At 72.4% G+C, this 14,040-nt stretch carries 13 protein-coding genes; 7 read left to right on the top strand and 6 right to left on the bottom strand.

Annotated features, from left to right (window positions below):
* The first annotated feature begins 9 nt into the window (after positions 1-9).
* Positions 10-2,643, top strand: a complete 2,634-nt coding sequence (locus tag OG403_RS21530) for a bifunctional FO biosynthesis protein CofGH (RefSeq protein WP_329566823.1) — start codon at positions 10-12, stop codon at positions 2,641-2,643.
* A gap of 111 nt (positions 2,644-2,754) precedes the next feature.
* Here OG403_RS21530 and OG403_RS21535 read toward each other — a convergent pair whose 3' ends face one another.
* The gene (locus OG403_RS21535) at positions 2,755-3,144 is read right to left on the bottom strand and encodes a PPOX class F420-dependent oxidoreductase (protein WP_329566825.1); all 390 of its coding nucleotides are present in this window, start codon (positions 3,142-3,144) and stop codon (positions 2,755-2,757) included.
* Between the two features lie 182 nt (positions 3,145-3,326).
* Entirely contained in the window at positions 3,327-4,304 is a 978-nt protein-coding gene (locus OG403_RS21540; RefSeq protein WP_329566827.1) for an ArsR/SmtB family transcription factor, read from the bottom strand.
* Positions 4,305-4,362: 58 nt separating this feature from the next.
* Here OG403_RS21540 and OG403_RS21545 point away from each other — a divergent pair, with 58 nt between their 5' ends.
* The 5 genes from OG403_RS21545 (at position 4,363) to aspS (ending at position 9,178) form a co-directional block, all read left to right on the top strand.
* Positions 4,363-5,598 carry an MFS transporter gene (locus OG403_RS21545; protein ID WP_329566829.1) on the top strand — a complete coding sequence of 412 codons (1,236 nt, stop codon included), beginning with the start codon at positions 4,363-4,365 and terminating at the stop codon, positions 5,596-5,598.
* 145 nt (positions 5,599-5,743) lie between these two features.
* On the top strand, positions 5,744-6,676 hold the full coding sequence (locus OG403_RS21550) for an aldo/keto reductase (protein ID WP_329566831.1): 933 nt from the start codon (positions 5,744-5,746) through the stop codon (positions 6,674-6,676).
* Between the two features lie 68 nt (positions 6,677-6,744).
* Positions 6,745-7,161, top strand: a complete 417-nt coding sequence (locus tag OG403_RS21555; RefSeq protein ID WP_329566833.1) for a MerR family transcriptional regulator — start codon at positions 6,745-6,747, stop codon at positions 7,159-7,161.
* A 12-nt stretch (positions 7,162-7,173) separates the two neighbouring features.
* Complete coding sequence (gene trxA, locus OG403_RS21560; RefSeq protein WP_329572431.1) at positions 7,174-7,551, top strand: thioredoxin; 378 nt, start codon at positions 7,174-7,176, stop codon at positions 7,549-7,551.
* A 307-nt stretch (positions 7,552-7,858) separates the two neighbouring features.
* Positions 7,859-9,178 carry an aspartate--tRNA(Asn) ligase gene (gene aspS, locus OG403_RS21565; RefSeq protein WP_329566835.1) on the top strand — a complete coding sequence of 440 codons (1,320 nt, stop codon included), beginning with the start codon at positions 7,859-7,861 and terminating at the stop codon, positions 9,176-9,178.
* A gap of 85 nt (positions 9,179-9,263) precedes the next feature.
* Here aspS and OG403_RS21570 read toward each other — a convergent pair whose 3' ends face one another.
* The gene (locus OG403_RS21570) at positions 9,264-10,370 is read right to left on the bottom strand and encodes a tyrosine-protein phosphatase (RefSeq protein ID WP_329566837.1); all 1,107 of its coding nucleotides are present in this window, start codon (positions 10,368-10,370) and stop codon (positions 9,264-9,266) included.
* Between the two features lie 184 nt (positions 10,371-10,554).
* On the opposite strand from OG403_RS21570, the gene OG403_RS21575 reads away from it, so the two are divergent.
* Entirely contained in the window at positions 10,555-11,667 is a 1,113-nt protein-coding gene (locus tag OG403_RS21575) for an ADP-ribosylglycohydrolase family protein (protein ID WP_329566839.1), read from the top strand.
* 73 nt (positions 11,668-11,740) lie between these two features.
* Here OG403_RS21575 and OG403_RS21580 read toward each other — a convergent pair whose 3' ends face one another.
* The 3 genes from OG403_RS21580 to OG403_RS21590 form a co-directional block, all read right to left on the bottom strand.
* Positions 11,741-11,953: a DUF397 domain-containing protein gene (locus OG403_RS21580; protein WP_329566841.1), complete on the bottom strand. Its 213-nt coding sequence runs from the start codon at positions 11,951-11,953 to the stop codon at positions 11,741-11,743.
* Positions 11,928-12,806: a helix-turn-helix domain-containing protein gene (locus tag OG403_RS21585; protein ID WP_329566843.1), complete on the bottom strand. Its 879-nt coding sequence runs from the start codon at positions 12,804-12,806 to the stop codon at positions 11,928-11,930. The genes OG403_RS21580 and OG403_RS21585 overlap by 26 nt, the downstream gene beginning before the upstream one ends.
* Positions 12,807-13,174: 368 nt before the next feature.
* Positions 13,175-13,915 (bottom strand): GOLPH3/VPS74 family protein, encoded by a 741-nt coding sequence (locus OG403_RS21590; RefSeq protein WP_329566845.1) that lies wholly within the window; start codon positions 13,913-13,915, stop codon positions 13,175-13,177.
* Positions 13,916-14,040 lie beyond the last annotated feature (125 nt).

A 14,040-nucleotide genomic window follows, 5' to 3' on the forward strand; every position in this document is an offset into this window, starting at 1 on the left:
GGTCGGGCCATGGACGCCACGCCACCCTCAGCGCCGAACGCAACGCCGGCTGTGACGCAGCAGCCCGTGACGCGGCCGCCGGCGACGTCGAAGCCGACCGCGACCGCGATGCGCCGTGCGCTGCGCCGGGCCCGCGACGGGGTCGCGCTGGACAGCGCCGAAGCCGCGGTGCTGCTCCAGGCCCGCGACGAGGACCTGGCCGACCTGTGCGCCACGGCCGCCCGGTTGCGTGACCAGGGCCTGGCGGCGGTCGGCCGCCCGGGGATCATCACCTACTCCCGGAAGGTCTTCGTCCCGCTCACCAGGCTCTGCCGGGACCGCTGCCGCTACTGCACCTTCGTCACCGTCCCCGGCAAGCTGCGCCGCGCCGGGCAGGGGATGTTCCTGTCGCCCGACGAGGTGCTGGAGATCTGCCGCCAGGGTGCCGCGATGGGCTGCAAGGAGGCGCTGTTCACGCTCGGGGACCGCCCCGAGGACCGCTGGCCCGAGGCCCGCGAGTGGCTGGACGCGCACGGCTACGACGACACCATCTCCTACGTCCGGGCGATCTCGATCCGGGTGCTGGAGGAGACCGGCCTGCTGCCGCACCTCAACCCGGGCGTCTGCAGCTGGACCGACCTCCAGCGGCTGAAGCCGGTCTCCGGCAGCATGGGCATGATGCTGGAGACCACCGCGACCCGCCTGTGGTCCGAGCCGGACGGCCCGCACTACGGCTCGCCCGACAAGGAGCCCGCCGTGCGGCTGCGCGCCCTGGAGGACGCCGGGCGCAGCGCCGTCCCGTTCACCACCGGCCTGCTGATCGGCATCGGCGAGACCTACGAGGAGCGGGCCGACTCGCTCTTCGCGATCCGGCGCGTCTCCCGCCAGTACCAGGGCATCCAGGAGGTGATCATCCAGAACTTCCGCGCCAAGCCGGACACCGCGATGCGCGGCATGCCGGACGCGGAGCTGCAGGAGCTCGCCGCCTGCATCGCGGTCGCCCGGGTGGTGCTGGGCCCGAGCATGCGGCTGCAGGCGCCGCCGAACCTGGTCGACGGTCAGTACCAGCTGATCATCGGCGCGGGCATCGACGACTGGGGCGGCGTCTCACCGCTCACCCCCGACCACGTGAACCCCGAGGCGCCCTGGCCGCAGATCGCCGAACTCGCCACCCGCACCGCCGAGCAGGGCTACCGGCTGCGCGAGCGGCTGACGGTCTACCCGGAGTTCCTGCGGCGCGGCGAGCCCTGGCTGGACCCCCGGATCCGGCCGCACGTGGAGGGCCTGCTGGAGCCGGAGACCGGGCTGGCCCGCGAGGACGCGCCGGTGCTGGGCCGCCCCTGGCAGGAGCCGGAGGACCTGGGCCCCACCGGCCGCACCGACCTGCACACGGCCATCGACGCCGAGGGCCGCACCGGTGACCGGCGCGGTGACTTCGACGACGTGTACGGGGACTGGGGCGCGCTGCGCGAGCAGGTCGCGGCGCTGCCCGCCGCCCGGCTGCCCGGGGACGTGCGCGCCGCGCTGGCCGTCGCCGCCGACGACCCGACGAAGCTGACGGACGATCAGGCGCTGACCCTCTTCCAGGCCGAGGGCCCCGCGCTCGACGCGCTCTGCCGGATCGCCGACGACCTGCGCCGCTCGGTGGTCGGCGACACCGTCACCTACTGCGTCACCCGGAACATCAACTTCACCAACGTCTGCTACACCGGCTGCCGGTTCTGCGCGTTCGCCCAGCGCCGAACCGACGCCGACGCCTACAGCCTCTCGCTCGACCAGGTCGCCGACCGCGCCGCGCAGGCCTGGGAGGTCGGCGCCACCGAGGTCTGCATGCAGGGCGGCATCCACCCCGACCTGCCGGGCACCGCCTACTTCGACATCGCCCGCGCGGTCAAGGAGCGGGTGCCCGGGATCCACGTGCACGCCTTCTCGCCGATGGAGGTGGTCAACGGGGCCACCCGCACCGGCCTTTCGATCCGCGACTGGCTGACCGCCGCGCGCGAGGCGGGCCTGGACACCATCCCCGGCACCGCCGCCGAAATCCTGGACGACGAGGTCCGCTGGGTCCTCACCAAGGGCAAGCTGCCGGCCGCCACCTGGGTCGAAGTGGTCACCACCGCGCACGAGTTGGGCATCCGCTCGTCCTCCACGATGATGTACGGCCACGTCGACACGCCCGCCCACTGGCTCGGCCACCTGCGGTTGCTCGCCGAGATCCAGCAACGGACCGGGGGTTTCACCGAGTTCGTCACCCTGCCGTTCATCCACACCAACGCGCCGGTCTACCTGGCCGGCATCGCCCGTCCGGGTCCCACGCACCGGGACAACCGCGCGGTGGTGGCGATGGCCCGCCTGCTGCTGCACCCGCACATCCCCAACATCCAGACCAGCTGGGTCAAGCTCGGCGCCGAGGGTGCGGCCGAGATGCTCCGTAGCGGCGCCAACGACCTGGGCGGCACGCTGATGGAGGAGACCATCTCCCGGATGGCCGGCTCGGCGTACGGCAGTTACAAGTCCATCCGTGACCTGGAGGCCATCGCCGAGGCGGCCGGGCGGCCCTCGCGCCAGCGCACCACGCTGTACGGCGAGGTGGGCGAGGAGCGCCGGGCGGTGGCGCTGGCCTCGGACGGGCACCTGCCGGTGCTGCTGCCGGTGGTGGACTGACCCGGCGTCAGGCAGGGCCGGTGCTCGAAGCCTTGACGTGCGGCGGGGCCGGCGGCGCGGGCCTGTCGGCCCCGTCCCGGCCCCGCGTGGCACTGCTGGAAACCCGTGCTGCTACAGCGAACCGACGATCCTGTCGGCGCTGACCCGGATGATGACGCGCTCGCCGTCGGCGTCCGGGTAGTCCGCCCCGGTGTACTTCCGGGCGATGGTGTGGATCAACTCGTCGGCGCCCTCGGCAGTGAGGGTGGCGGTGCCGCGGATCTCGGCGTAGCTGTACGGCTCCTCGGGCGGGTTGATCATGATGGTGATCCGCGAGTCGCGCCGCAGGTTCTGCTCCTTGCGGCGGCCCACCGTGGTGGAGATCAGCAGGTCGTCACCGTCGCGCAGGACCCAGGTGATCGAGAGGTGGGGGCGGCCGTCCGGCTGGATCGTCGCCACGGTCGCGAAGGCGTGCTGGTTGTCGAGGTACTTCTTCAGACCCTCGGAGAGTTCGACTGACACTGTCCATCACCTGTTCTGAGGATGGCGGCACGCGGCCCGGACGCGCCGGAGTCCGGCGCCAACTCACTCTAACGCCCGGGGTAGTTCGCGCCAGTGGCCGATGGACGAGGCTGGTCGGGCGGCACGGGATCCGGTGGGCAGAACGTGAGGTCGAGGACGTTCGGCGACCACGGCGCGCTCGCTCAGTTCCGCCCCGTCGCCAGCAACTCGCCGGTGGCTGTGCGCCGGTAGACCACCCGGCGGCCCACCCGGGTGCCCGTCACCAGGTCGGCCTCGCGCAGGACGGCCAGGTGGCCGCCGATGGTGCCCAGGGACTGGCCGAGTTGGGCGGCGAGTTCGCTGGTGGTGGCGGGGTGCGCCAACTCCCGCAGGATGGCGGCGCGTCCGGCGCCGATCAGGCGGTCCAGGGCGTGCGGCGGCCTGGCGGCGGCAGCGGCCGTGGCGATGCCGCGGGCCGGGTAGACCTGGGCGTATCGGCCGGTGGGTGAGCGGCAGAGCCAGGTGCCGCCGGCGATGCTCACAGGGACGAAGAGCATGCCCTCGTCGCTGATCACGTGGTCCGGGCCCGGTTGCCGGCTGAAGCGGATCGCGTCGGCGCCGACCCAGGCGCTGCGGCGGCTCATCCGCTCCAGCGCGCGCGGCCAGCCGTAGGCGGCCAGCAGGCCGGCCCGGTAGGTGACGTCGCGTTCCAGCAGGGCCCGGCGGCGGGGCCAGTCGGGGGCGACGAGGGTGCGCCAGCAGGAGTGCAGCAGTTCGGCGGCGCGGGGTGCCCAGCCGTGGCCGGTGAGCCAGTCCAGGTCGTGCCGCTGCCAGCTGTGGGCCACCGACCGCTCCAGCTGCGCGCGCGCGTCGGTATCCGACACGCCTGCGACGGCGGGCAGTTCACCCTCGATCCGGGTGCGCATGCCGCCGGTCGGCGGGATGGCGAGGAAGTCCGGCAGCCACTTGGTGGAGGAGACCAGCCGGAGCAGGCCCCGGGCGAAGGGGTCGGCGTCCAGGCGGGCGGTGAACGCGGGGCGCTCGCGGGTGTGCCAGTCGGCGAACCAGGGTTCCGGGTTCGGCCGGGTCAGGGTGATCACCGTGCCGAGCGTCTCGGCGAGCGGCGAGAGTGCGAACCGGGAGTGGGACAGGGCCAGCGGGCTCAATCGCAGCAGCGTCATCTTTCGCCTCCACCCGAAACGATAGTGGCCGTGCGGCCGTCCCCCGACACTCGGACCGGTGTACTCCTCCCCACTTCGCAATCCGGGCTTCCGCTGGTTCTTCGGCGGGCAGTTGGTCTCGCTGCTCGGCAGCTCGATGGCTCCCGTCGCACTGGCCTTCGCGGTGCTGGACGCCTCCGGGCGCAGCGGGGATCTCGGCCTGGTGCTGGCCGCCCGCATGGTGCCGATGCTGGCGTTCCTGCTGGTCGGCGGGGCCACCGCCGACCGGCTTCCGCGCCGCACGGTGCTGCTGGCCGCCAACCTCGGTTCGGCCCTCACCCAGGGTGCGGTCGCGGTGCTGCTGCTCACCGGGCACTACGCGCTGCTTGCGGTGGCGGGGCTGGAGCTGCTCAACGGGGTGCTGGCCGCGTTCACCACGCCGGCGCTGCGCGGGGTGGTGCCGCAGCTGGTCGCCAAGGACCAGCTGCAGCGGGCGAACGCGCTGCTGGGGTCGACGCGCAACGCCACCAAGATCCTCGGGCCGAGCGTGTCCGGCGTGCTGGTGGTGGCGGTGGGCAGTGGCCCGGCGATCGCCTGCGACGCGCTGAGCTACCTGCTGGCGGCCGGCTGCCTGGCCCGGCTGGCCCTGGCGGACGGCGGGCCGCTGTCCGGGACTGCTGCGTTCCGCCCGGGCACGGTGCGAACTGCTGTTCTGTACCGCGACATTCGCGAGGGCTGGACCGAGTTCCGGCGGATCCGCTGGGCCTGGCTGGGAAGTTGGGCGTTCTTCGTGATCAACCTGGTGCAGACCGGCACCTGGCAGATCCTGGGTCCGCTGCTCACCCAGCAGCGCGGCTCCGCGGCGATCTGGGGGCTGGTACTGAGCGCCCGCGGCCTCGGGCTGCTGGTGACCAGCGTGCTGATGTACCGGGTGACGGTCCGCTACCTGCTGCGGCTCAGCCAACTGGCGTGTGCGCTCGGCGCGTTGCCACTGCTGGCGCTCGGCTCCGGGATCGCCGCGCCCTGGCTGGTCGCGGCGGCCTTCGTCGGCGGCCTCGGTTCGTCCGTCACCGTGATCGGCTGGGACACCTCGCTGCAGGAGCACGTGCCGGCCGCCGTGCTCTCCCGGGTCTCCTCCTACAGCGACCTGCTCAGCTACCTCGCGATCCCGATCGGCCAGCTCTCGGTCGGCCCGCTGACCCACGCCTTCGGCGGCGCCCGGGTGACCGCCGTCGCCGGCCTGGTCGACGCGCTCGCGGCCCTGGCGCCGCTGGCCGCCCGCTCGGTGCGCCGGCTGCCCCGCGCGCCCGTTTAGCGCTCGCCGTCACCGGTGGAGAAAAGGGGCCTGAAAAGCCTCCCCGTTGGAACTCCGACGACTTCTCGCTCGTTCTCAATATGGTTAATTCGCCCGATAGTTAACCCTCTGGGATATTTCGCGATGCTGTGATTTACTCCCCGCCATGACTCCCCAGAACACCACCGCGCCCGCCGGCGTGCCCGCGTCCGTCCCCGCCCCCGTGTCCGCCTCCTCGGCGGGCAGCTGGCAGCTCGGTGACCTGACGGTCAACCGGCTCGGCTTCGGCGCGATGCGCCTCACCGGCAGCGGCCCCTTCGACCTCGGCACCCCGAGCGACCGCGAGCGGGTGCTCGGGGTGCTGCGCCGCGCGGTGGAGCTCGGGGTGAACCACATCGACACCGCCGCCTTCTACTTCTCCTCGCTGCGCTCCGCCAACGAGCTGATCAACACCGCGCTCGCGCCGTACCCGCAGGAGCTGGTGATCACCACCAAGGTCGGCCCCTGGCGGGACCCGGCCGGCGAGTGGTCGTGGGGCGCGCCGGAGCAGCTGCGCGGCCAGGTGGAGGAGAACCTGCGCCAGCTCGGCCGGGACCAGCTGGACGTGGTGAACCTGCGGAACCGGGGCCGGGCGGTGGAGCCCTTCGTCGAGCGGTTCGGCGCGCTGGCCGAACTGCGCGAGGCGGGGCTGATCCGGCACCTGGGCGTCTCCAACGCCACCGTCGAGCAGTTCGCCGCCGCCCGGGCCGTCGCGCCGGTGGTCTGCGTGCAGAACCGTTTCGGCATCGGGGCCTCGGCCGAGCAGCGCGAGGTGCTGCGGGTCTGCGGCGAGCAGGGGGTCGCGTTCGTGCCGTTCTTCGCGATCGCGGGGGAGGGGCGCGAAGGGGGCGCCGGTGGCCCGGAGGACCAGGCGGTGCTCGACATCGCGGCGGCGCACGGAGTCTCGGTCGCCCAGGTGCGGCTGGCCTGGACGCTGCGGCAGGGGCCGCACGTGCTGGCCATCCCGGGCACCGGGAACCCGCAGCACCTGGTCGAGAACCTGGCGGCCGGCGCCGTGCGGCTGACCGACGAGGAGTTCGCCCGGCTCGAGGCCGTCTGAGCCGGCTGGCGTTGACGTCAGGGTCAAGGTCTACGGTCGAGGGACCGAGCGGACAGGAGGCCGGGAAGATGCGGATCGGGGAACTGGCGGAGCGGGCGGGAACCACCACGCGCACCCTGCGGTACTACGAGTCACGCGGGCTGCTGACCGCCCGGCGCACCGGGAACGGCTACCGGGCGTACGGCGAGGAGGAGCTGCGGCTGGTCAAGCAGATCCGGCTGCTCCAGGACTTCGGCTTCGAACTGGAGGACACCCGCCCGTTCGTCGAGTGCCTGCAGGCGGGGCACCAGGCGGGGGACGCCTGCCCGGCCTCGCTGGAGGTCTACCGCCGCAAGCTGGCCGAGCTGGACGACTGCCTGGCCCGGCTCGGCGCGGTGCGCGCCCAGGTGGCGGGGCAACTGGCCCGCGCCGAGCTGGAGGTGGCCAGCGCGCGGGCCGAACCCCGGTGCGAACTGTCGATGGCGTCGATCCAGGAGGGCGAGTAGATGACTGACACGATGGCCGGGGCAGCCGCGCCGAGCGGGGTTGCCGCGCCGAGCGGGCCGGCCGAGGTGACCGGAGTGGCCGAGGTGACCGACGGGAGCTTCGCCGCCGAGGTGCTCGGATCCGAGCTCCCGGTGCTGGTGGACTTCACCGCCGACTGGTGCCCGCCGTGCCGGATGATCGCGCCGGTGCTGGCGGCGGTGGCCGGCGAGGAGGCGCACCGGCTCAAGGTGGTGTCGCTGGACGTGGACACCAACCCCGTGACGCAGGCCGCCTACGGAGTGCTCTCGATGCCCACCCTGATGGTCTTCAAGGGCGGCGAACCGGTGAAGGTGATGGTCGGCGCCCGGGCGAAGGCCAAGCTGCTGCGCGAGCTGGCCGAGGTGCTCTGAGTAGCCGTCAGCTCGGGGGCGGGCGGGGAGTAAGGGACTTGCGGGGCCACCGCGGTGCTGCCTATCCTCCTGCTCAGTGCGTTGATGGAGACGAGTAGCCGCGGGACCCCGCGAGCCGAGAGAACCGCCGGCAGCTGTGAAGGCGGTCTCGTGCCCCACGGTGAAGACACTCCTGAGCACTGAGCAGTGCAAGAGGCCATCACCCGGTCGATCAGCAGCCGGGGAGTGGCGAAAGTGCGGTGGCACCGCGAGTCACCCTTCTCGCCCGCACTTCCAAGGGATCAGCCGAGGTCCCCGGAGGACTGCGATGATCCACCCCATCGAGCGCACCATGGTCGCCGACCTGCGCGAACACACCGACCGGACGGTCACCGTCGCGGGCTGGGTGCACACCCTGCGCCTGCAGAGCACGATGCAGTTCGTCCTGGTCCGTGACCACAGCGGCATCGTCCAGGTGACGCACCGCAAGGCGGACGACGAACTGACCGCCCTACTGGACGGCCTCACCAGCGAATCCGCCGTCCGTATCACCGGCCGGGTGGTGGCCAACCCGGTGGTCAAGCTCGGCGGCCTGGAGCTGATCCCCGAGTCGGTCGAGGTGCTGAACCGGGCCACCGCCCCGCTGCCGATCGACGAGCACTCGGGGCCCGAGCCCCGGCTGGACTGGCGCTTCCTCGACCTGCGCCGCCGGCCGGCGGCCCAGCTGCTCTTCGCCGTGCAGACCACCTTCGAGGCGGGGATGCGCGAGTACGCCTACGGCGCGGGCTGCACCGAGCTGCACACCCCGAAGCTGATGGGCACCGCCTCGGAGTCCGGCGCCGAGGTCTTCGAGCTGGGCTACTTCGGCGGCAAGGCCTACCTGGCCCAGTCGCCGCAGTTCTACAAGCAGATGGCGATCGCCGGCGGGATCGACCGGGTCTTCGAGATCGGCCCGGTCTTCCGCGCCGAGCCCTCGTTCACCTCCCGGCACGCCACCGAGTTCACCGGTGTCGACGTCGAACTCGCCTGGACCACCGACGTCGAGGAGGTGCAGCGGTTCGAGGAGGAGATGATCGCGCACGCCCTCGGCCGGGTCGCCGAGCGCCACGGTGCCGCGATCCGCGAGGAGTTCGGGGTCGAGGTGACGGTGCCGAGCCTGCCGTTCCCGCGGATCACCATGGCCGAGGCGCACCAGGTGCTGCGCGAGAAGCTGGGCTGGGACCCGGAGGGCACCAAGGTCGACCTGGACCCGGAGGGCGAGCGGGCGCTCTCGGCCCACATGCGGGAGCAGACGGGCCACGAGTTCGTCTTCGTCACCCACTACCCGGCCGAGATCCGGCCGTTCTACCACGCCAGGCCGGCCGGTCGGCCCGACCTGACGCTCAGCTTCGACCTGCTCTGGAAGGGCCTGGAGGTCACCACCGGCGCCCAGCGCGAGCACCGCTACGAGGTGCTGGTCGAGCAGGCGGCGGAGAAGGGCATGCGGACCGAGCCGCTGACCGACTACCTGAACTGCTTCCGCTACGGCTGCCCGCCGCACGGCGGCTTCGGGATGGGCCTGGGCCGGATGCTGATGGTGCTGCTCGGGCTGGGCTCGCTGCGCGACGCGGTCTTCCTCTTCCGCGGGCCGAACCGGCTGACGCCGTAACGCCGTAACGCCGTAACGCCGCAACGCTGTCATGCCGTCGGGGCGGCCGACCGCACAGGTCGGCCGCCCCGACGAGCTGCCGCGCTCAGTTCACCAGCAGCTGCGCCTTCAGATCCCGCAGGTCGTGCCGGTCCAGGCCGAGCCCGTTCTTCAGGTAGCCGTCGAAGGAGCCGAAGTCCTTGGTGACCTCGTCGAACCCGGCGTTCAGGAACTCCGGCTGCACGCCGAGCAGCGGCTTGTACACCGCCTGGTAGGCGGGCGGCAGCTTCGCCAGGGTCGCGGCGTTCGAGGCGGCCAGGTAGTCGTTGCTGGCCAGGTAGTCCGCCATCACGGTGTCGCTCGGCACGCCGAGCGCGGTGAGCAGCGCGGCGCTGGCCCAGCCGGTGCGGTCCTTGCCGGCGGTGCAGTGGTACAGCACGCTCTGGTCGTCGCGCTCCACCAGCGCGCTGAAGAGGGCGTGGTAGCCGGACTTGGCGGACGGCGCGGCCACCATGGTCCGCTCGGCGTCCTCCATCGCCTGCACGGCGGCGGCCGGGGTGGTCACGTTGAACTGGCCGGTGCCGGCGACGCCCAGCACGTTCTCGGTGGTCTCCGTCGCACCGGCCGGCAGGCGGTCGGGGGCGGCCTGCTGCTCGCCCGGCGTGCGCAGGTCGAAGACCTGCGCGAGGCCCAGGCGCTGGAGCTTGGCGAGGTCGGCGTCGGACAGCTTGCTGAGGTCGCCGGAGCGGTAGACCACGCCCATCCGCACCCAGTGGCCGTCGGCGGTGCGGTAGCCGCCCGCGTCGCGGAAGTTGGGGGCCGAGGCCAGGTGCAGCGAGCGGTCGGCGATGGTCAGCGGGTCGCCGTGGTCCGGGACCAGCTCGAAGTACCAGCGGTCGGCGGCGGGCACCTCGACGGTCACGGTGGCCGAGCCGGCGGCGGAGTCGACCACCCGGGCGACCGGCTTGCGGCGCTGGATGGCGTCCTGGTCCTGGCCGGCGTAGACGGTGACCCGGTGGGTGCCGGGGGCGGTCCAGGTCAGGGTGAAGCTGCCGTCGGCCTGCTGGCTGGCGGTGGCCGCGGTGAACGGGATGCCGACCACGTGGTGGTGGTGGCTGTGGTGCGAGTCGGCGAGCGCGGGGGCGGCGGTGCCGAGCACGAGCGCGCTGGTCAGCGCGGTGGCGGCGGCGGCCAGGCGGGGGGAAGTCAGCATGCCGGGAGGCTAGTCGTGCCAGGGTGGCACGTCGTGACATCAATATGGCGGATCGGCAACACCTTGTTGAAGAGCAGATGTTCCCGGAAGGCGTCGCCACCCGTCACCGGGACGAATTACAGTGCGGTGTCGCCGGGGGGAGGCCTCCGGGCGGGTCCTGTCGTCCAGTGAAAGGCCGTCTTCGGTGATACCCCTGTGGTCGCGCGCCCAGCAGCAGGACTACCGCAGCCGGGTTCGCGGCTGCCTGCTCGGCGGGGCGATCGGCGACGCGCTCGGTGCCGGCATCGAGTTCGACACGCTCGACAAGATCCGGGTCGACCACGGTCCGGACGGGGTGACCGGCTTCGTCCCGGCGTACGGGATGCGCGGCGCCGTCACCGACGACACCCAGATGACCCTCTTCACGGTGGACGGGATCATCCGGGCCCACGTCCGCCAGGGCAGCGGCGGCGGCTGGCACCCGCCCACCGACGTGCACCATGCCTACCTGCGCTGGGCGGCCACCCAGCACGACTGGGGACCGGACGAGCGGCGGCGCGACCTCGGCTGGCTCGGGCGCGAGGAGTGGCTGTACGCGCGCCGCGCGCCGGGCTCGGCCTGCCTGTCCGGGCTGTCCGGGCCGGACGGGGAGCGACTGGGTACCCTGGAGGCGCCGAAGAACCCGCACTCCAAGGGCTGCGGCACGGTGATGCGGGCGGCGCCGTTCGGGCTGCTGCTCGGCTGGGAGCCCGGCCTGGTCTTCCAACTCGCCGTCGAGTGCTCGGTGCTGACCCACGGCCACCCGACCGGCTACCTCTCCGCCGGGGCGCTGGCCGTGCTGGTGCACGCGGTGCTGCGCGGCCAGACCCTGGAGGAAGGCGTCGAGCTGGCGCTCGCGCTGCTCGCCGAGCGCCCCGGCCACGAGGAGACCAGCGCGGCCCTGCGGGCGGCGCTGGCGGCGGTGCGGGCCGGCGAGCCGTCGGCCGAGCGGGTCGCCGCGCTGGGGGAGGGCTGGGTGGCTGAGGAGGCGCTGGCGATCGGGGTGTACTGCGCGCTGGTGGCCGAGGACGTGCGGAGCGGACTGCTGCTCGCGGTCAACCACTCGGGGGACAGCGACTCGACCGGGACGGTCTGCGGCAACCTGCTGGGCGCGGTGCACGGGGAGAGCGCGCTGCCGGCCGAGTGGGTGGCCGAGTTGGAAGGGCGGGGGACCGTGCTGCAGCTCGCCGACGACCTGGTGCTGGAGCTGAGCCACGGGGCGGAGCTGCACGGCCCGGGTGCCGGGCCGGTCTGGCGCGAGCGCTACCCGGTGGGGTGAGCGCTCCCGTCAGCCGAGCGTCAGTCGAGTGGAGCTGGGGTCAGAAGGTTTCCGTCCGCGGACCGGTCGGGCCTCAGACCGTGCCGAACGCGCCGTGCGCCGCGGCCCCCGCGAACGCCTGCCAGGCCTCGGGCGAGATGTGCAGCCGGGGGCCGGACGGGTCCTTGGAATCCCGGACCGCAACGGTGGCCGACGCGGGGACCGCGACCTCCACGCAGGCACCGTTCCCGCCGCTGTGGCTGCTCTTGCGCCAGGTCGGGTCAACGGTCAGGGTGTTGGAGCTCATTCTCGTAAACCTCCGCATAGGTGGTGATCAGCGACCTCGACTCGGCGACTCCGAAGGCAGCCGCGCGCAGGTGGTCGTAGAGACCGGTATAGCGGCGGACGTCAGCCTCCTTCTCGAGGTAGAGGTCGCTCGTCACCCCTTCGAAGTAGACAACCGTGGAATCGGCAGACTCCGGGAACTCCATCAGGGAGAATGTCCCGGTCATGCCGGGGTGGGCGCCCTTCGTGAACGGGATGACCTGGATGTTCACGTTCGCCTGCTCGCTCGTCTCCAGCAGCCGGCGCAGCTGCTGGCCCATCACCGCGGGGCCGCCGACCTCCCGGGCCAGCACCGCCTCGTCTATCACCGACCAGAAGCTGGACAGCTGGTCCTCGCCGGTCAGCCGGTCCTGCCGCTTGAGCCGCACCTCGACCCGGCGGCGGATCGCGTCGGCGTCGGTGTCCGGCTGGGTTCCGTGCACCACGGCCTCGGCGTACTCCCGGGTCTGCAGCAGACCGGGCACGAAGGAGGACTCGTAGGAGCGGATCGAGTAGGCCGCCGCCTCCAGGCCGATGTAGACGCTGTACGGGATGTCGCCGAAGTCGTTCCACCAGCCGCGCTGCTTGGACTCCCGGGCCATCTCCAGCAGGCTGTTGCGCATCTTCGGGTCGGTGACCTCGTAGAGCTCGCACAGGTCGCGCACGTCGCGCGGGCTGATGCTGCGTCGGCCGTTCTCCAGTCGGCTGATCTTCGACTGGGAGACCATCAGGACATCGGCCACCTGCTCGGCGGTCATCCCGCGCTGCTCCCGCAGGTGGCGCAGTTGGGCGCCCAGTCTTCTGCGGCGGACGGTGGGGTTGCTGCTGGCGGACACGGGGACCTCCGGCGGGACCTCTGTGGTGCTTGCGGCGGTTGGGCAGCGAGGCGGGGCAGACAACGGCCCGCGGCCGTTCGACGGCTGGGACAGTGGGACCGACCCCCTCTTTCTCAGCAGCATGACACCTCCGATCGGCTCCTCGCCGGGATATGGCGCGAGGACCGTCGGACTGGGCAAAAGCCGCACGCCGGGATGATTTCAGTGGTAATGCGATCTGTATGCGGAGTGCGGTTCCCCGCAGACCGTAAGACGGCTCCGAGGAAGGTTCCGGTGACGCATCCGGGACGGTTCCGGGGACGACACAGGGGCGGCCGCTCCCGGCTGCTGCCGGAGGCGACCGCCCCGTGGGCCGTGGGGCCGTCAGTTCAGCGCACGCCGACCCGGGTGGGTGCGGCGGACTCGGTGCGGCTGTGCGGGACCTGGTCCCCGCTGGTGCGGGCGGCCGGGGCCCGGCCCGTCGAGCCGGTGCGGCTCGGCTGGGCCGGCAGGCCGTTCTGCACGTCCATCACGGCGTGCGCGACCATGCCGCCGAGCGGGTCGTAGCGGATCAGGTCGCGCAGTCGCGACCGTGAGGATCTGCCCTCGTTGCCCGGGTAGAGGTGCTTGCCCAGGCCGACGGCGTGGGCCAGTGCGGCCAGCGCTGCCGTTCGAGGGTCCGGCGGCACGCCGGTGCGGATGGCTGTGTCGAGCCGCTGCTTGATCGCAGCGTTCGTACAGTCGTCCGACGCCTGATAGCGCGTCGTCGGCAGGACCCCGCACACCTGGCCCGGGACGGCGGCGACCATGCCGCACCGTTCCAGATGCGCCAGATAGGTCTGCCGCAGCCCCAGTCGGGGCCCGCCGATCCAGTGCGCGGCACGCACCGGGCTGCCGCGACGGCGCAGCAGTTCCAGCGCGTGGTCCAGGGTCGGGTCGCCGGTCGGCCGTGGCAGCACCACGGCGATCCGGTCACCGTCCGGGACGATCCGTCCGGCCAGGGACAGCTCGACGAGCTGTGCCCCGGCGAGTCCGAGGTCGAGGGTTTGCGGCTGCGCGGTGGTACCCGTGGTCGGGTCCAACGCGAGCAACAGAAGTTCCTCGGGAATTGTTCTACGGCTCTTGCCCATCCAAGCCTCCCCGCGTGGATGAATGACAGCGTGACGCCTCTCACACGGACTTGTCGAGTACGCCTCCGAATCGTGACCTTGGGGCGGGAACTCTTTCGGGGCCGCTCGCGGGCGGGGGAACCAGC

Source organism: Kitasatospora sp. NBC_01266 (assembly GCF_036242395.1).
In the GTDB taxonomy this organism is placed as follows: domain Bacteria; phylum Actinomycetota; class Actinomycetes; order Streptomycetales; family Streptomycetaceae; genus Kitasatospora.

Excerpts from the sequence above, each read along its gene's own strand:
- OG403_RS21530 (WP_329566823.1), top strand. The coding sequence starts at position 10 with ATGGACGCCACGCCACCCTCAGCGCCGAACGCAACGCCGGCTGTGACG.
- OG403_RS21540 (WP_329566827.1), bottom strand. The coding sequence starts at position 4,304 with ATGACGCTGCTGCGATTGAGCCCGCTGGCCCTGTCCCACTCCCGGTTC.
- OG403_RS21550 (WP_329566831.1), top strand. The coding sequence starts at position 5,744 with ATGACTCCCCAGAACACCACCGCGCCCGCCGGCGTGCCCGCGTCCGTC.
- OG403_RS21555 (WP_329566833.1), top strand. The coding sequence starts at position 6,745 with ATGCGGATCGGGGAACTGGCGGAGCGGGCGGGAACCACCACGCGCACC.
- trxA (WP_329572431.1), top strand. The coding sequence starts at position 7,174 with ATGGCCGGGGCAGCCGCGCCGAGCGGGGTTGCCGCGCCGAGCGGGCCG.
- aspS (WP_329566835.1), top strand. The coding sequence starts at position 7,859 with ATGATCCACCCCATCGAGCGCACCATGGTCGCCGACCTGCGCGAACAC.
- OG403_RS21570 (WP_329566837.1), bottom strand. The coding sequence starts at position 10,370 with ATGCTGACTTCCCCCCGCCTGGCCGCCGCCGCCACCGCGCTGACCAGC.
- OG403_RS21580 (WP_329566841.1), bottom strand. The coding sequence starts at position 11,953 with ATGAGCTCCAACACCCTGACCGTTGACCCGACCTGGCGCAAGAGCAGC.
- OG403_RS21590 (WP_329566845.1), bottom strand. The coding sequence starts at position 13,915 with ATGGGCAAGAGCCGTAGAACAATTCCCGAGGAACTTCTGTTGCTCGCG.